Raw genomic sequence first — 17,123 nt, 5'->3', positions numbered from 1 at the left:
TGTGGTACCTCTTCTTAAGACTCGTCGAGTCCGAAGTCGACGACCGCGACGCCCATCGTCAGCGCGCTCGTACTGACGCGGTCGACACCCGTCGCGCGAAGGGCAGTCAGCCGGTCTATGCGAATGGATCCGGAGGCCTCAGTGAGCACCGTCCGCGCCAGCTCGCGGGCGGACTGCCGGACAGCTAGCACCGCTTCGCCGAGCAGGTCGTCGGACATGTTGTCGAGCAGTACGAGGTCGGCGCCTGCCTCGACCGCCTCCTTGGCCTGCGCGAGCGTGTCGGCCTCCACCTCGACGAGCAGCCCTGGGCCGCCGAGACGCGCCGACTCGACCGCCGCGGTAATCCCCCCCGCTGCACGAATGTGGTTGTCCTTGATCAGCACCATGTCGAAGAGGCCAGCCCGATGGTTCGTGCCACCACCGACCGCCACGGCGTACTTCGAGAGCGCTCGCAACCCGGGTGCGGTCTTGCGGGTGTCGCACACGTCGAGATCGGGGCCCGCCGCCGCCACCCAACGCGCGGTCTCGGTCGCGATGCCGGATAGCATCATCAGGAAGTCGAGCGCCGTGCGCTCGCCGGTCAACACGGCCGTGGCCACGCCTTCGACGTCGAGCACCGGAGTGCCGGCTTCCACTCGGGTACCCTCGGCAACCAAGGGGAATACCTCGATTGGGTCGAAGAGTCCGGCGGCAACCGACAGCGTGTCGAAGACCGCCTGGACGAGCGGCAGCCCCGCCACAACACAGGCCTCGCGCGCAACGACGCGCCCTGAGAACCGAGCGTCCGGGTCGATCGCCGAGGAGCTCGTGACGTCACGGGCCAGCAGCCCTGGCGTGACCCCTGCGCCCAGAGCAAACCGCTCGGCAGGGACGCCAAGATCCTCGGCGAGCGCCAGTGCGACGATCTGGGTGACGTCGGGGAGCGCGAACACGGCCGCCACCTAGTCCGATCCCTCGAGGTTGCTGGGAAGCTGTGCTGGCGCGGCGCACTCGTGCGCGCGGTGAACCGGCGCGAACCTCGGGACAGCACCCCGCTTGAAGACGGTGCGCCCGAGCCAGCGCTCGTCATCGCGATCGGCGAAGTCGAGGCGCGAGTGACAGCCGCGCGACTCGGTTCGCAGCCATGCGGCGTGAGTGATCAGGGTGGCGACGGTCGCGAGGTTGTGCAGCTCGAGATCGGCGGCGTTGGCGGAGTTCCCCTCGGCCAGCACCGTCAGCGTCTCAAGCGTCTGCGCGGCGTCCTCGAGCCCCTCGTGGGTGCGTGTCATCGCCACATCGCGCTGCATGGCGTCGCGCAGCGTGGCAAGCGCATCCTCGCGGCCGAGTGCGGCTGCCGAGGGCTCGTCGTCGTCTGTCAGCACGCGTTTTGGCAGCTCGACGTCGTCTACCACTTCGAGCGCCCGAGCGATCCGCCGAGAGAAAACGAGCCCCTCGAGCAGCGAGTTGCTGGCAAGGCGGTTCGCGCCGTGCAGCCCGCTCGCGGTGACCTCGCCTGATGCGAAGAGGCCGGGCACGGTGGTGCGTCCGTCGATGTCGACCCGCACGCCACCCACAAGGTAGTGCGCGGCCGGCGCGACGGGAACCAGGTCGCGCGACAGGTCGTAGCCAGCCTCTGCGCACGCCGCCCAGATCGTGGGGAAGCGCGTGCGCAGGTACTCCTCGCCTAGATGGCGCGCGTCGAGCGAGACGTTGTTGCGGCCACTCTCGGTCATGACGCGCTCGATGGCGCGACTCACGACATCTCGCGGAGCGAGCTCGGCCAGTGGATGCACGCCGAGCATGAATCGGCGACCCTCCGCGTCGAGCAGATGCGCGCCTTCGCCACGGAGCGCCTCGGTGAGCAGGAAGCGCGGCGCCGCGTCGTGATCGAGCGCCGTGGGATGGAACTGCACGAACTCCAGGTCGGCGACCTCGGCGCCAGCGCGCCACGCGGCGGCTAAGCCGTCTCCGGTTGCGATGCGCGGGTTGGTGGTGACGCGATAGGCCTGCCCCGCGCCACCGGTCGCCAGCACCACCGCGCGCGCCCAGAACACCTCGAAGTCGCCGCTCTCGCTGTCGAGCACGAGCGCGCCCACGCACCGGTCGCCCGCCGTGAGCAGGTCGACGAGGAAGCGCTGCTCGAACACCTCGACCTCGCTGGCACGCAACGCCTTGGTCAGCGCGCTTTGGATCATCGCACCGGTCGAGTCGCCGGAGTGAAGCACGCGCGGCAGGGAGTGACCGCCTTCGCGCGCCAGCGCCACCTCTCCGCCCGCCTCGAGGTCGAAGCTGACTCCCAGCTCCTGCAGGTCGGCGAGCGCTTCGGGCGCCTCGCCAACGACCGCGCGCACGACATCCTCGTCGCACAGGCCCTGACCCACGACGAGCGTGTCGGCGAGGTGCAGTTCGACCGAGTCAGCCTCGCCCACCGCTCCGGCGATGCCACCCTGCGCGTACCACGTGTTGGTCTCGGTGATGACGCCCTTGGTCACGAGCGCAACCGAGCGCGTCCGCGACGCGGCGATCGCCGCCGTCAGCCCTGCGATGCCCGAGCCGACCACCAGAACGTCGCAGTCGTGCTGAACGCAGCCTTGCGTGTCGAAGTGAAGCAGGTAGCGGCGGCCCAGCGCGTCGGGCAGGACCCCCGGCTTAGCCAATTGCGATCATCTTCTTCACGGCCGCAAGCGCTCGGAGGCGCACGTCTTCATCCAGCGTGATCTCACCCGAGCCGCGGTCCAGACAGTCGCGCACCTTTTGCAGCGTGGTGACCTTCATGTTGGGACACAGCATCCGGGGCGAGAGCTCGTAGAAGTGCTTCTCGGGAGCGGCCTTTTGCAACGCGTGAAGCAGGCCCGACTCGGTCACGACAACGAACTCGTCGGCCGAAGACGACACAGCGTAGTCGAGCATCTGCGAGGTCGAGAGCACGGCGTCGGCCATATCGACCACCTGCGGCCGGCACTCGGGGTGCACCATCACGAGGGCATCGGGATGAAGCATCCGCTCGGCGTCGACCTGCGCGGGCGTGACCTCGTCGTGTGTGGGGCACCAGCCCTCCCAGAGGTCGACCGTCACGTCAGGCAGCGAGCGCGCCACCCAGCTGCCGAGGTTGCGGTCGGGCGCGAACAGAATCCGCTCCGCGCCGAGTGCACGAACCACTGCTACCGCGTTGGCGCTCGTGACACACACATCGCTCTCGGCTTTGACCTCTGCCGATGAGTTCACGTAGGTCACGACCGGCACGCCGGGGTGCTCGGCCTTCCAGATGCGCAGCGCAGCGCCGGTCACCATGTCCGCCATGGGACAGCCGGCGTCGGGCTCGGGCAGCAGCACCTTCTTCGCGGGCGCCAGGATCTTGGCGGTCTCGGCCATGAAGTGGACGCCTGCGAAGACGATGATCTCGGCGTCAGTGGCCGCTGCTTGCCGAGACAACCCCAGCGAGTCGCCTACGAAGTCGGCCACGTCCTGCACCTCGGCGCGCTGGTAGTTGTGCGCGAGAACGATCGCCCCGCGTGTCCGCGCGAGCTCGCGGATCTCGGCGGCAAGTGCGGCAAAGTCGGTCACTCGGCTCCTCCCGGAGATGGCGCAAGCGCACAGTTGTCGATCAGGCGAGTCTTGCCCACGCGGCCAGCGATAATCGCGCGCGCGGGGCGGTCGACGGTCTCGAGCGGCTCAAGCGTCTCGGGGTCGACGATCGCTGCGTAGTCGAGCGTCAGCGCACCGGGCGCGCGCGTTCCGGCCGCCTCGCGCATGACGATGCCGAGCGCTGTCGCGTCATGCTCCCCCCAGGCCAGCGCCTGCGCAGCGGCCTCCAGCGCCTCGGGTAGCGCGAGCGCGTAGTCGCGTTCATCGACGGACAGGTACGCGTTACGACTCGAAAGCGCCAAGCCGTCGATGTCGCGCACTACCGGACAGCCAATCACTCCCACTCCCAGGTCCAGGTCGAGCGCCATGCGCTTGAGAATGGTCAGCTGCTGAAAGTCCTTCTCGCCGAAGAACGCGAGGTCGGGACGGATGATTCCGAAGAGTTTCGTGACGATCGTGGCAACACCGGCGAAGTGGCCGGGTCGTACCTCTCCCTCCCAGCGCCTGGCCAACGGCCCGGGATCGACGGTCACGAGCGGAGTGCCGGCGTACATGGTCTCTACGCTCGGCGTGAACACCAGATCGACGCCCCCGTCGCCGAGCATCTCGACGTCCTCGTCGACTCGCCGAGGATAGCTCTCGAAGTCCTCGCCGGGCGCGAACTGCGTCGGGTTGACGAAGATCGACACGACGACGACGTCGGTGCGCTCGCGCGCGGCAGCGACCAGCGAGAGATGGCCGCGATGGAGCGCCCCCATCGTGGGTACGAGGCCGACGGTCTTGCCTCCGCGGCGAGCCTCGGCGATGGCGGCGCGCATCTCGTCCTTGCTGGCGATCCGTTCGATCACGGCAGGTACTCCTCCATGCGTGCCTCGGCGTACTCGGCCGAGTAGCGCACTTCGGCCTCTGCGAGGACGTCCATGTCCAGATGCGTGCTCTGCGGCTCGCCAGGGAACGACCGGTCGCGCACGTCATCGGCGTAGGCGCTCACCGCGCGCGAGATCTCCTCGGCGAGGGTGGCGTAGCGCTTCGCGTGGCGCGGGAGGAAGTCCCCCAGGCCCAGGATGTCGTGGAAGACTTGCACCTGGCCATCGCACCCCGCACCGGCACCGATGCCGATGGTCGGGATCTCGAGCAGCGCCGAGATGCGTTGGGCGAGCTCGGCTGGGACGCACTCGAGCACGACGGCAAACGCACCGGCGTCTTGTAGCGCAACCGCGTCGGCCATCAGCCTCGCGGCGGCGGCGGCGTCTTTGCCCTGCGTCTTGTAGCCGCCCAATGTGTTGACCGACTGCGGTGTCAGCCCGAGATGCCCCATCACGGGAATCCCGGCCGCCGTGAGCCCTTCGACCAGGACGAGCGTGTCGTCGCTGGCGCCTTCGAGCTTGACGGCCTGCGCCCCCGCCTCGGCCAGGAAGCGCGCGGCGTTTCGCATGCCCTCCGCGTAGTCGGCCTGGTAGCTCATGAAGGGCATGTCGGCTACGACCAGTACGCGGGAGACCGCATGGGTAACCGCACGCGTGGCTCGCACCATGTCCTCCATGGTGACGGGCAGGGTCGACGCTTCGCCCAGGACGGTCATGCCGAGCGAGTCGCCCACGAGTATCGAGTCGACGCCGGCAGCCTCAACGAGGCGCGCCGAGTGGTAGTCGTACGCGGTGAGCATGACGATGGGGCGGCCCGATTCCTTCAGAGCGCGAAGCGCTGGCGCAGTGACACGGGGAGTCTTGCCCGGTTGAGCTTGTGCGCTCATAAGTGCCTCCAAACGGTCCCGCTGTCGCAGCCTGGCCGGTTGCCAGGTCCACGCAACGCCTCCGACGAGGAAGCACAGTATACAGCTTCACTCCAGCCCACCACCTGCTGCGACGGCGGGCCGTAGCCTCTCGCGCGGAGGGTGTCTGCTCTATTCAGGAGCCGGTCCTCCCAGGTCGTCCGGGAACTGCGGCTCCGCGGCCATAACCTCGGCAATCAAGATGTTCGCTTTGTCGGCGTAGTCGGACGGGACGAGAAGCCGGAACGTCGTCGGCATGCCCCAGACGTCCATCGCGGCGTCTGGAGGATACGGATCGAACGCGTACGGGATGCCGGCGTCTTCCAGAACCTGGCGCTGAATGCTGATTGCCGCATCCCAACCAGCGACGACGTCGTTGCCTCCTTGGCATGTGGCGATCTCGACCCAGTCCTCGACGAGCGCCGGGTCGTTACGCATGACGCCCAGATCGGCCACCGGCCCCATGTCGCCCACAAGGTCGCCGACCTTCACACCCTCGCGTGTGATGAGAGTGCCGTCGGGCATGTGTAGACGCGGCGCGATATCAAGTAGCGGCACGACGACGAACTCGCGCTCGAGCATCCGAGGATGCGGGATCGTCAGCTCGTCGGACGTCATCTCCTCGTCGCCGAACAACAGGATGTCGAGGTCGATCGTGCGCGGCCCGTTCTCCACGTCGCGTACGCGGCCCATCGACTCCTCGAGCGACTGCAGGTAGCCGAGCAACTGAGTCGACTCGAGCGATGTCGTGATCTCCGCGACAGCGTTTGCAAAATTGGGCTGGTCGGTCACGTATGCGGGCTCGGACTCATACGCGTGAGACACGCGCTCGACGTGCGTGTCGGGAATCTCGGTGATTGCTTCAACGGCTGCTGCCAGGTTTGCCAGGCGATCGCCTTCATTGCTGCCAAGTCCGATGTAGGCAGTGGTCATCGTCGGTCTCCTTCTAAGAGTGGCGCTTCACACGCGCTCGTAGTGACAGTATTCCCCTCCGCTTGCCGAGAAGTCGTTCCCACACAGACAGCACACAAAAGCGGCCCTCGGCTGACGTAGCCGAGGGCCGCTCGCATGTTCAGGTAGTTCCGGCCGGTTCAGCTGCAGGCGAAGCCCGTCAGCTGGAAGCCGGCCCGTTGGCGACCGCGAAGTCGGTCGCCAGCCTACTTCGCGAGGAGGACCAGCAGCGGCACCAGAAGCAGCGCCACGATGTTGAACACCTTGATCATCGAGTTGAGCGCAGGGCCGGCCGTGTCCTTGTACGGATCGCCGACGGTGTCGCCGGTAACGGCGGCCTTGTGGGCCTCGCTACCCTTGAGCCACTTGACGCCGTCCTTGTCCACGAAGCCATCCTCAAAGCGCTTCTTGGCGTTGTCCCATGCGCCGCCGCCCGAGGTCATGGAGATGGCGACGAACAGGCCGGTCACGATGGTACCGACCAACGCGCCACCGAGGAGGAGCGAGGTGAACTCGAACGCATTGGGGAACCCAACGGCCTTGAGGATGAAGCCCAGGATGATGATGAGCACCGGTACGCCGGTCGGGATGAGCGCGGGAAGCGTCATCTCCCTGAGAGCAGCCTGAGTCACGAGGTCGACACAGCGAGCGTTGTCTGGCTTCTGCGTGCCCGCCATGATGCCCGGCATCTCGCGGAACTGACGACGCACCTCTTCGACCACCGCGCCGGCGGCCTTGCCGACAGCGGTCATCGCGAGCGAGGCAAACAGGAACGGCAGCGCGCCGCCGATGAAGAGACCGACAAGCACGCGCGGGTCACTCAGGTTGAACACGAGCGCGAGGCGCTGGCCGAGCTGCTCGGTGATCGCGTGGGTGAAGTCGCTGAAGAGCACGACGGCAGCTAGCGCGGCCGATGCGATTGCATAGCCCTTCGTGACGGCCTTCGTAGTGTTGCCGACGGCGTCGAGCGCATCGGTGACCGTACGCACCTCAGCCGGCAGACCGGCCATCTCGGCGATACCACCGGCGTTGTCGGTAACCGGGCCGAAGGCGTCGATAGCAACGACGATGCCCGCCATCGAAAGCATGGAGAGCGCAGCGACGGCGATGCCGTAGATGCCGGCCAATGAGTAGCTGAGCAAGGTGGCGATGGCGATGGCGATGACGGGCAGACCGGTCGCCTCCATGCCCACCGCGAGACCTTGGATGACGTTGGTGCCGTGACCGGTGACCGACGCCTGGGCGATGGAAGTGACCGGGCGGAACTTCGAGCCGGTGTAGTAGTCGGTGATGTAGACCATGGCTGCAGTCAGCGCGATGCCGACGAGCGCGCAGAACCAGATCGTCATGGGGTTAGGACCAACCGTGGCGCCCACGGCGACGAGGGTGTGACCGATCGCGGTCAGCTTGAACACCTGGACCGAAGGCGTCAGCCACGAGATGACCGGGTAGAACAGGATCGCCGCGATGGCGGCTGCAGCCCACAGGCCCTTGTAGAGCGCACCCATGATCGTGCCGTTGGGGCTCATGCGCACGAAGAACGTACCGATGATCGACGCGACGATCGAGACCGCGCCAAGCGCAAGCGGCATGCCGAGCGAAAACGCCATGCCGATCTGGCCAAACGCGAGGATGCCGATGAGCATCGCGGCAACGGTTGTGACCACGTACGTCTCGAACAGGTCGGCAGCCATGCCGGCGCAGTCGCCGACGTTGTCGCCGACGTTGTCGGCGATGACGGCGGGGTTGCGGGGGTCGTCCTCCGGAATGCCCGCTTCGACCTTGCCCACGAGGTCGGCGCCCACGTCAGCGGCCTTGGTGAAGATGCCGCCGCCCAGACGGGCGAAGACCGAGATGAGCGAGCCACCGAAGCCGAGGCCCACCAACGCCGAGGTCGGTGCAATCCCGGCCGAGACGAGCAGTGCCATGATCGAGACCGACAGGATGCCGAGCCCGACCACGAACAGTCCCGTGACAGAACCGGCCTCGAACGCGACGGTCAGCGCCTTGCCGAGACCCCCACGAGCAGCTTCAGCGGTGCGCACGTTGGCGCGAACCGAGATGCCCATGCCGATGAAGCCGGCCGCGGCCGAAGCCGAGCCGCCCAGCAGGAAACCGATCGACGTCCAGACGCCGAAGCCGGTGACCCCGAAGAAGCCGGGAATCGCGATTGCGATCGCAAGAACGACGGCCACAATACCGACGGTGCGGTACTGCCGTCCGAGGTACGCCATCGCGCCCTCTTGAATCGAGCCGGCAATCTCCTGCATCTTCTCGTTGCCCGCAGGCAACTTGTTGATCCTCATGACGAGGATGCCAGCGTAGGCCGCAGCTAGAACTCCCGCGACGATACCAAGGTACAACGGCAGATTGGGCATTTCTCCTCCAGTAGCGGAATGTGCGGGTTTTGCCGGCCCGCACCCCTCCCAAGACGCGCACATTCTACCAGAGTAGAGTGCCCGGTATGCACCAATCCGCCCGAGCATATGTAATGGGCTGGATATACGGATGCAACGTACGCGCCACGCAGTGGGCGGCATCGGCACGAAACGCGTCGCGCAGACGGCGCTACTCCGTGCGGAGGGCCTGCTGGATCGCCAGCGCCTGCAAAGTGGGAGCGACGTCGTGGACGCGAAGGACGTTGGCGCCGTGCTCGGCGGCGAACAGCGCCGCGGCAATCGACCCACCCAGGCGCTCGAGCGGCTCCTCGACACCGCCAATCTCTCCGATGAAGCGCTTTCGCGACACGCCCAGGACGAGCGGGAACCCAAGCTCGGCGAGTTCGGGAAGGCGACGCAGCAACTCGAGGTTGTGCTCGATGGACTTGCCGAAGCCGATGCCCGGGTCCAGGGCGATTCGCTCGCGCGCCACACCCGCGGCCTCAAGCATTGTGGCCTGCGCCACCAAGTAGCCGCCCACCTCGACGACGACGTCGTCGTAGTACGGCCGGTCCTGCATGGTCTGCGGCTCGCCGAGCATGTGCATCACGACCACACCAACGTCGCAAGCTACGGCAACATCGACCATGGCTCGGTCGCGGAAGCCGGACACGTCGTTGATGATGCTCGCGCCGGCCTGCACGCACGCCTCGGCGACCTCGGCATGGCGAGTGTCCACCGAGACGGGGACGTCCTCCGTGGCGTAGCGCAACACCACCGGACGGACGCGCGAGAGCTCGGCGACAACTGGGACGGGCTCGGCGCCCGGCCGGGTCGACTCGCCGCCAACGTCGAGAATTGCGGCGCCCTCGGAGATCAGGCGCTCGGCATGCGCGACAGCGGCGGCAGGATCGTCGAAGCGTCCGCCGTCCGAGAACGAGTCGGGCGTAACGTTGAGGATGCCCATCACGAGCGGGCGGTCCAGCTTCAGCTCGAAGCGGCCGCAGCGCCACACGCGCGGGGTGGCGACCGGGGTAGGCTGACTGCCGGCGAGAGGCGACTCGGCGGACGCGGGCTCGCCAGCACCGGCGGCAGCCCGCGCCGCGGAAGTTGAGAGCCCGTGTTCGTCGGCGTGCGTCACCCGCGACCCCTCTGGGTGATCAGCGCCATCGCCTCGGCGCGCGTGGGCGCGTTGCGCTCGAAGATGCCGCGCACGGCACTCGTTACCGTCTCGGAGCCGGGCTTCTTGACGCCGCGCATCGACATGCACAGGTGCTCGGCCTCGATGACCACGATGACGCCGGCCGGATCGAGATACTGCACGATCGTGTCGGCGATCTGGCTCGTCATGCGTTCCTGGACCTGCGGGCGCTTGGCAAAGACGTCCACCACGCGTGCGAGTTTCGAAAGGCCGCAGATGCGCCCCGACTTGCCGGGGATGTAGGCGACGTGCGCACGACCCATGAACGGCACGAGGTGGTGCTCGCACATCGAGTAGAGCGGGATGTCGCGGACGAGCACCATCTCTTGGTGGCCCTCGTTGAAGGTCACGACGAAGTGCTCGGCGGGGTCCGCCTCGATGCCCGCGAATACCTCGCCGTACATGTCGGCGACTCGGCGCGGCGTGTCTCGCAGACCCTCGCGCGTCGGGTCTTCCCCCACGCCCTCGAGGATGAGGCGAACGCCAGCTTCGATCTTGTCGCGATCCATGTGCCGTCCTTCCGTGCCGCTTGAGCGCACATGCGCCCACTAAGGGTACCCGAATGCACGTGGGCCCGCGCAGTTTCGCGCGGGCCCACGGGTAGTTCCTCGTGCGCTGAAACCCTTAGGCGCCGTACGCCGGCGGAACTCCAGCCATCGGGGGCTCGGTCAGCGGAATCGAGCGTTCGCTCTCAGTCGGAGCGGCCGCAGGCGGCTCTTCTTCCTCGGCGACCTCACCCTTGGCTGCCTTGTCGGCGGCCTCCTTGATGAGGAACTCGTCCCACTTGTTGGAGAGCAACGCCTCGAGCTCGTCCTTGTCGACAGTCTCGCGCTCGATGAGCACGCGGGCCATCAGGTCGAGCTGCTGGCGACGCTCCGTGAGGATGCCGCGTGCCTTCTCGTACGCCTCGTCGATCAGGCGGCTGATCTCCTTGTCGATCTCGTAGGCGATCTCCGGCGAGTAGTCCGCGTTGGCCGAGAAGTCGCGACCGAGGAAGACCTCGTGGCTCGCCTCGCCAAACGTCTGCGGGCCGAGCTTCTCGCTCATACCGAAGCGCGTGACCATCTGCTTGGCCATCTTGGTGGCCCGCTCGATGTCGTTGCTGGCGCCGGTGGTGATGTCACCGATGGCGGTCTCCTCGGCGACGCGGCCGCCGAGCATCATCGCGAGGTTGTCGGTCATCTGCTGCTTGCTGGTGAGGAACTTGTCCTCCGTCGGCAGCGAGAGCGTGTAGCCGAGTGCTTGGCCGCGGGCGATGATCGAAATCTTGTGCACAGGGTCGGTATTGGGCAGGTTGTGACCCACCAGGGCGTGACCGGCCTCGTGGAAGGCGATGATCTTCTTCTCTTCGTCGGAGATCAGACGGCTCTTGCGCTCCGGGCCGGAGATGACGCGCTCGATGGCCTCGTCCATCTCCTCCATGTCGACCTTCTTCTTGCCGTGACGCGCGGCGAGAAGCGCGGCCTCGTTGACGAGGTTGGCCAGATCGGCACCGGTGAAGCCAGGCGTGCGCCGAGCGAGGACTTCGAGCTCGACATTGTCGGCCAGCGGCTTGCCACGAGCGTGAATCTTCAGGATGCCGAGGCGACCCTTCAGGTCGGGGCGGTCCACCACGATCTGGCGGTCGAAGCGGCCCGGGCGCAGGAGCGCCGGGTCGAGGATGTCGGGTCGGTTGGTGGCCGCGATCAAGATGACGTTGTCTTTGATGTCGAAGCCGTCCATCTCGACAAGCAGTTGGTTCAGCGTCTGCTCGCGCTCGTCGTGCCCGCCACCAAGACCAGCGCCACGCTGGCGGCCAACGGCGTCGATCTCGTCCATGAAGATGATGCAGGGATTGGCGGCCTTGGCCTGCTCGAACAGGTCGCGGACGCGCGAGGCGCCCACGCCCACGAACATCTCGACGAAGTCAGAACCTGAGATCGAGAAGAACGGCACTGCGGCCTCGCCGGCAACAGCACGGGCCAGCAGCGTCTTGCCGGTACCCGGAGGGCCAACGAGCAGCACGCCCTTGGGGATCTTGGCGCCCAGCGCCTGGAACTTGCCGGGGTTGGCCAGGAACTCCTTGATCTCTTGGAGCTCCTCGATGGCCTCATCGGCACCGGCCACGTCCTTAAACGTGATGCGTGGTTGGTCGCGAGTCATGCGCTTGGCCTTGGCCTTGCCGAAGTTCATGATCTTCGAGTTGCCGCCTTGCATCTGGTTTAAGAAGAAGAACATCACGAACACCAGAAGCAGGATGGGCAGGATCGAAGTCACGATGCCAATCCACAGCGGCGTGCCAGAAGAGTCGGTGTTGTATTTGACGTTGTTGTCTTGGAGCAGCGTGTTCAGGCTATCGGTGCCCGAGTACGACGACGTGAACGGCGTGGCCGCCTTCTTGGTCCTGGCCTCGGCGTTTGCGTAGAAGTTGCCAGACAGGCTGCTGTCGCGCACCACATAGGTGACGTCAGTGACGTCGCCCGCCTTAACCGCCGAGACGAATTGGCTCGTGGTGAGCGCAGTGGGTGGAGCCGTGCTGGACTTGTTCATCTGGAGCATGACAACCCAGACGAGCACCGCCAGCAGCACCAGATAGAGCAGTACAGTTCGGAAGTTCTTGTTCACGTTCCCGCGTCTCCTCGAAGAGACAGGGCGCCCGCAATGGGGCGCCGCCTAGTCTGCGTAGATCTCGGGCTTGAGCACGCCCACGTACGGAAGGTTGCGATAGCGCTCAGCGTAGTCGAGTCCGTACCCAACAACGAACTCGTCGGGAACGTCGAATCCCACGTACTTACAGCTGATAGGTACCCGCTGCTTGCCCTCCTTGCTCAGAAGCGCAACAACGTCCAGCGAGCGCGGCTTGCGCGACGCCAGATTCTTGAGCAGGTACTTCAGCGTCAGCCCAGTGTCGAGGATGTCCTCGCACACCAGCACGTTGCGTCCCTCGATCGTCTCGTCGAGGTCCTTCAAGATGCGCACAACACCAGAGGACTTGGTCGACGAGCCGTAGCTCGACACCGCCATGAAGTCCAGCTCCACCGGCGATGAGATCGCGCGCGCCAGATCGGCAACGAAGATCGCGGCGCCTCGGAGGACGGCGATGAGCAAGACCGGCTCGTCGCCGTAGTCGGCGCTGATCTGCGCGCCCAGCTCGCGGACGCGCCTCTGGAGCTGGTCCTCGCTGTAGATCAGATGCGAGATGTCCGGGTGAAGAGCCATGCGAGTGAGTCGTCCTTCCTGCATGAGCGCGTACACGCTCTGGTCGGCGTTACGGGCGGTACCACGTCAGGCGCATCGCACGCGCTGTTGTCGGCATCACCCGGTAGTCCTCGCTCATTCGTACACCTGCGAGCCAGACGATGCTACCCGCATCTCTCACGACGGGCACCGCGTGCCGCTGCCTGCGTACGACCTTCTCGTCGACGAGCAGGTCCGAAAGCTTGCGGCTCCCGTCCATCCCGAGTACCCGCATACGATCTCCCGGTCGGACCCCGTCAACGACGAGACTGCCGAGCGAATCTGCCGCGATCGTGATCGAGTCGGGCGTGCCGGCGATGCAATCCGGAGCGACCTCCTCGGCGACTATGCTGCCGGCGTCGCCAAGTTCGGCGGTACCGGGTAGCGGGAGCAAGGAGGGTGCCACCGCACGCAGCTCTTGGTCCGTGCGCGAGACGACCAGTCTACCGTACTCGGTTTCCGCTCGCAGGTTGCCCGGCAGGTCGCGCGCGAACGAGTCGTCCGCCAGGCCGTCGACGAGCGCCTCCACGTGCGATGCCTCGAGCCGCGAGGCCTCCGGAAACGCCTCGATCAGCGCCGCTCGGACGGCTCGGCGCGCCATCGCGCGGTCGAGCGTGTGCATCCACTCACGGTCGAAGGCCACACGCTCGTCCGGCGTGGTCTCGGCGAAGTCGTGGCCGAAGTCGCGCGCAAGGCGAGCGAGCAGTGCGTCGTCGTCGCCGAGCAGGTCCATGGAGCGGGAAAGCGTCTCGCGGAATGCCGGGTTGATGCTCTCGGCGATGGGCACGATCTCGGCTCGCACGCGGGCACGAAGGCGCGACGTGTCGGCGTTGCTGGCATCCTCGTGCCACGGCTGGCCGAGCGCGGCGAGGTAGTCGCGAATCGCCGCGCGGTCGCAGTCGAGCAGCGGGCGCACGATTCGACCGCGCTGGTACGGGATCGAGGCCAGCCCTCCAGCGCCGGCGCCGGTGATCGCGCGCATTAGGAAGGTCTCGACGCGGTCGTCTCGGCTGTGAGCAGTGGCGATGCGGCCGAATTCGGGACGCACGCCAGCGTCCTCGCATGCGGCGTCGAGGGCCTCGTCGGCGAAGCGGTAGCGCACTCGGCGGCCGGCGTCCTCGAGGTTCAACGAGCCTGCGGCCGCGTACTCGGCGACGTCGAAGCGAACGACCGTGCACGGCACACCCAGCTCGTCGCAGAGCGCCGAGACGAACGCCGCATCAGCGTCGGAGAGATCGCCGCGCAGCATGTGGTCGACGTGCAGCACCGAGAGCGGTCCGGTCTGGCCCAGCTCACCGGCGGCCAGCAGACGCAGCAGCGTCACGGAGTCGGCGCCGCCCGAGACCATGGCAAGCACCGGCGCGGCGGGGTCGAGGAGAGCCCGGCGCTCGGTCGTGGCGCGGGCGATGTCGCTGATGGAAGGCATGTCCACAGGGTAGCGCAGCGCAGAAGAGGCGGGCAGCCGCTCGCCGGGTGGAGGCTAGTCGCGCAGCCCGGCCGGCGTCAGCCACATGCCGAGCACCGTGAGCGCGCCGTCGATCACGAGTGCGAGCGCCGAGACCGCGAGCGCTCCGGTGAGAATGTAGCCGGTGTTCTGCGTCGAGATGCCGGTGAAGATGGGCAGCCCCAAGCCGCCCGCGCCAACCGCCGCCGCGACCGTTGCGGTGCCGACGATGTAGATGGCTGAGGTCCGAACGCCGGAAAGTATCACCTCTTGGGCAAGCGGCAGCTCAACCGAGAACAGGATGCGCCACTTCCCCATCCCCATTCCCCGCGCCGAGTCGATCACCGCTGGCGCAACGGCCTCCAAGCCCGCAACCGTGCCGCTCACGACGGGGAACAGCCCGTACAGGAACAGTGCAACGACCGCCGGCCAGAGTCCGATGCCCAGAATCCCGAGCATGATCGCGAGGACCGCGATGGGCGGAAACACCTGGCCGAAGTCCACTGACGCCGAGACGATGTCGCGGAAGTCCTTGCCGCTGTCGCGCGTAACCCACACGCCGAGCGGCAGACCCACGACCACCGTCAGGCCCACAGAAACCAACACGATCTGGAGATGCTGCAGCACCAGGTCGGAGAGCGGAGTCTGGAACACTGGATCGGGTTGCGCGCCCAAGAGCCCGACCAGCACCTTGGCGACAAGGTCGGGACTCATCACGATCGCGACAAACACCGCCGTGCCCACCACGAGTGCGCCTGTCGCGATCGCTCGCCGACTCACCCGCGCGGGCCTGGCGACTGCGATGCTCCTCGCGCTGTCTGCCCCGGCGCTCATGCGGGCGGTCCAGCCTCCGCGGGCTCCGACGCGAGATGCGCGTCGCCGCCCTCCATCGTGCTCTCGACATCGGCCAACGACACGTCGCCGAGCAGCTTGCCCGCCCGGTCGACAACCGGCACCGTGCGATAACCCAACGCGAGCATGCGCGAAAGCGCTTCCTTCAGCGAGGTCTCGGGCAGCACCGCGGCCTCACGCCAGTCGACGCGCGTGGCGGCGTCGGCCAGCGGGGTCCCGCGCGCAATCACGCGGCAGTCGATCCAGCCGACTAAGGAGCTGTCGTCACGCGTGAGGTAGACGAAGTTGGCTGGAGCGCACGTGGCGGCCTCGATCGCCGACGTGTCGTCGATGCGCGCGGTGCGTACGTCTCGGCGCATGACGCTCTCGACGCGCACGCGACCCAGACGCTTGAGCGCGGCGTCGGCACCTACGAAGTCGTGGACGAACTTGTTGGCCGGGTGGTCGAGCAGTGTCTCGGGCGTGTCGTACTGCTGGAGTTGGCCGTCGCGCATGAGAGCAATTCTGTCGGCGAGGCGAATCGCTTCGTCGACGTCGTGAGTCACGAAGATGACCGTCTTCTTCAGCTCGCGCTGGATCTTGACGAACTCGGCCTGGAGCCGGTCGCGATTGAGCGGGTCGACCGCCCCAAACGGCTCGTCCATCAGCAACACCGGCGGGTCTGCGGCAAGCGCTCTGGCAACGCCGATGCGCTGGGCCTCCCCTCCCGAGAGCTGGCGGGGGTACTTGCCCGCGTACTGGCTGGGGTCCAGCCCGACGAGGTCGAGCAGCTCGGTGATGCGCGGGCCGATCCTGTCCGCCTTCCAGCCCAGGAGCTTGGGAACGGTCGCGATGTTATCGGCGACGGTGAGATGCGGAAACAGGCCGACCGACTGGATCGCGTAGCCGATGTGGCGGCGCAGCTCCTCGGGTCGCAGCGAAGCGGCGTCCATGCCGTCGATCAGGATGCGCCCGCTCGTGGGCTCGATGAGGCGGTTGACCATGCGCAGCGTTGTGGTTTTGCCGCAGCCGGAAGGCCCAATCAGCACGGCAACCTCGCCGTTGGGGACCTCAAGCGTCAAGTCGTCGACAGCGTTGCGGTCGCCGTAGCGCTTGGTGATGTGCTCGAGCGCGATCACGCCTGCTGCCTTTCCCTGATGCCTGGCGAGACAACGGCGACTTCAAGCGCGCGCATGGCCTGGTCGGCCAGGATGGCGAGCACGACCATCGGCAACGCGCCGAGCAAGACCAGGTCGGGCACGTCGAGTCCGGCGCCATAAAACACGATCGTGCCCAGATCCATGGCACCGGCAATCGCCATGACCGCGGCGATCCCCACTGTGAGCACGAGCGCCGAGCGCAAGCCCTCGATCAGTAGCGGCAGCGCGAGAGGGAGCTCGACCTTCCAGAGCAGCTCCCTGCGGCTCATGCCCATCCCAAGCCCGGCATCGACGATTGCCGGGTCCACCCCGGCGATTCCAAGGTAGGTGTTTCGGACGATGGGCAATAGCGCGTAGAGCGTAAGCGCGATCAGCGTGGGCACCGTGCCGATGCTCGGCAGTGCGACCGCGGTCAGAACGACCATCAGCAGGCCGAAAAGCGCGAGCGAGGGCACTGTCTGGATGATGCTCACGACCGGGATAACCACTGCCCGCACCGGCTTCATCCGCGCCGACAGTATGCCGAGCGGCACCCCGATGAGAGCGCCGAGCGCCATGCCGCCAACCGAGAGCCACACGTGGCGCCAGGCGAGCAGCCAGAAGCCAT

The 17,123-nt window shown here is 66.9% G+C and carries 15 protein-coding genes; all 15 read right to left on the bottom strand.

Going from position 1 to position 17,123, the window contains the following annotated elements; all coding sequences use genetic code 11:
• Positions 1 to 14: 14 nt before the first annotated feature.
• Positions 15 to 941: a carboxylating nicotinate-nucleotide diphosphorylase gene (nadC, locus tag P4L93_09410; protein ID MDR3687158.1), complete on the bottom strand. Its 927-nt coding sequence runs from the start codon at positions 939 to 941 to the stop codon at positions 15 to 17.
• Positions 942 to 2,636 (bottom strand): L-aspartate oxidase, encoded by a 1,695-nt coding sequence (nadB, locus tag P4L93_09405; GenBank protein MDR3687157.1) that lies wholly within the window; start codon positions 2,634 to 2,636, stop codon positions 942 to 944.
• Entirely contained in the window at positions 2,629 to 3,543 is a 915-nt protein-coding gene (gene nadA, locus P4L93_09400; protein ID MDR3687156.1) for a quinolinate synthase NadA, read from the bottom strand. The genes nadB and nadA overlap by 8 nt, the downstream gene beginning before the upstream one ends.
• The gene (gene panC / locus P4L93_09395; protein ID MDR3687155.1) at positions 3,540 to 4,409 is read right to left on the bottom strand and encodes a pantoate--beta-alanine ligase; all 870 of its coding nucleotides are present in this window, start codon (positions 4,407 to 4,409) and stop codon (positions 3,540 to 3,542) included. The genes nadA and panC overlap by 4 nt, the downstream gene beginning before the upstream one ends.
• A complete protein-coding gene (gene panB, locus P4L93_09390; GenBank protein MDR3687154.1) occupies positions 4,409 to 5,317 on the bottom strand; it encodes a 3-methyl-2-oxobutanoate hydroxymethyltransferase in 909 nt (302 codons plus the stop codon). The genes panC and panB overlap by 1 nt, the downstream gene beginning before the upstream one ends.
• Before the next feature lie 150 nt (positions 5,318 to 5,467).
• Entirely contained in the window at positions 5,468 to 6,268 is an 801-nt protein-coding gene (folK, locus tag P4L93_09385; GenBank protein MDR3687153.1) for a 2-amino-4-hydroxy-6-hydroxymethyldihydropteridine diphosphokinase, read from the bottom strand.
• Between the two features lie 224 nt (positions 6,269 to 6,492).
• The gene (locus P4L93_09380) at positions 6,493 to 8,664 is read right to left on the bottom strand and encodes a sodium-translocating pyrophosphatase (GenBank protein MDR3687152.1); all 2,172 of its coding nucleotides are present in this window, start codon (positions 8,662 to 8,664) and stop codon (positions 6,493 to 6,495) included.
• A gap of 190 nt (positions 8,665 to 8,854) precedes the next feature.
• Positions 8,855 to 9,805, bottom strand: coding sequence for a dihydropteroate synthase (gene folP / locus P4L93_09375; protein MDR3687151.1), 951 nt, complete (start codon positions 9,803 to 9,805; stop codon positions 8,855 to 8,857).
• Entirely contained in the window at positions 9,802 to 10,374 is a 573-nt protein-coding gene (gene folE / locus P4L93_09370) for a GTP cyclohydrolase I FolE (protein MDR3687150.1), read from the bottom strand. The genes folP and folE overlap by 4 nt, the downstream gene beginning before the upstream one ends.
• A 115-nt stretch (positions 10,375 to 10,489) precedes the next feature.
• Positions 10,490 to 12,469, bottom strand: a complete 1,980-nt coding sequence (gene ftsH / locus P4L93_09365) for an ATP-dependent zinc metalloprotease FtsH (GenBank protein ID MDR3687149.1) — start codon at positions 12,467 to 12,469, stop codon at positions 10,490 to 10,492.
• Between the two features lie 48 nt (positions 12,470 to 12,517).
• The gene (gene hpt / locus P4L93_09360; protein MDR3687148.1) at positions 12,518 to 13,063 is read right to left on the bottom strand and encodes a hypoxanthine phosphoribosyltransferase; all 546 of its coding nucleotides are present in this window, start codon (positions 13,061 to 13,063) and stop codon (positions 12,518 to 12,520) included.
• A 49-nt stretch (positions 13,064 to 13,112) separates the two neighbouring features.
• Complete coding sequence (gene tilS / locus P4L93_09355) at positions 13,113 to 14,507, bottom strand: tRNA lysidine(34) synthetase TilS (GenBank protein MDR3687147.1); 1,395 nt, start codon at positions 14,505 to 14,507, stop codon at positions 13,113 to 13,115.
• Positions 14,508 to 14,561: 54 nt separating this feature from the next.
• Entirely contained in the window at positions 14,562 to 15,359 is a 798-nt protein-coding gene (locus tag P4L93_09350) for an ABC transporter permease (protein MDR3687146.1), read from the bottom strand.
• A complete protein-coding gene (locus P4L93_09345) occupies positions 15,356 to 16,495 on the bottom strand; it encodes an ABC transporter ATP-binding protein (protein ID MDR3687145.1) in 1,140 nt (379 codons plus the stop codon). The genes P4L93_09350 and P4L93_09345 overlap by 4 nt, the downstream gene beginning before the upstream one ends.
• Complete coding sequence (locus P4L93_09340) at positions 16,492 to 17,112, bottom strand: ABC transporter permease (GenBank protein ID MDR3687144.1); 621 nt, start codon at positions 17,110 to 17,112, stop codon at positions 16,492 to 16,494. The genes P4L93_09345 and P4L93_09340 overlap by 4 nt, the downstream gene beginning before the upstream one ends.
• Positions 17,113 to 17,123: the final 11 nt, after the last annotated feature.

This window comes from Coriobacteriia bacterium (assembly GCA_031292615.1).
Classification (GTDB): Bacteria; Actinomycetota; Coriobacteriia; order Anaerosomatales; family JAAXUF01; genus JARLGT01.
The sequence above is the reverse complement of the archived record's forward strand: the minus strand, read 5'-3'. Positions and strand labels throughout refer to the sequence as shown.

Coding starts and splice junctions, on each gene's coding strand:
- panB (MDR3687154.1), bottom strand. CDS start 5,317: ATGAGCGCACAAGCTCAACCGGGCAAGACTCCCCGTGTCACTGCGCCA.
- P4L93_09350 (MDR3687146.1), bottom strand. CDS start 15,359: ATGAGCGCCGGGGCAGACAGCGCGAGGAGCATCGCAGTCGCCAGGCCC.
- hpt (MDR3687148.1), bottom strand. CDS start 13,063: ATGGCTCTTCACCCGGACATCTCGCATCTGATCTACAGCGAGGACCAG.
- tilS (MDR3687147.1), bottom strand. CDS start 14,507: ATGCCTTCCATCAGCGACATCGCCCGCGCCACGACCGAGCGCCGGGCT.
- folK (MDR3687153.1), bottom strand. CDS start 6,268: ATGACCACTGCCTACATCGGACTTGGCAGCAATGAAGGCGATCGCCTG.
- folE (MDR3687150.1), bottom strand. CDS start 10,374: ATGGATCGCGACAAGATCGAAGCTGGCGTTCGCCTCATCCTCGAGGGC.
- P4L93_09380 (MDR3687152.1), bottom strand. CDS start 8,664: ATGCCCAATCTGCCGTTGTACCTTGGTATCGTCGCGGGAGTTCTAGCT.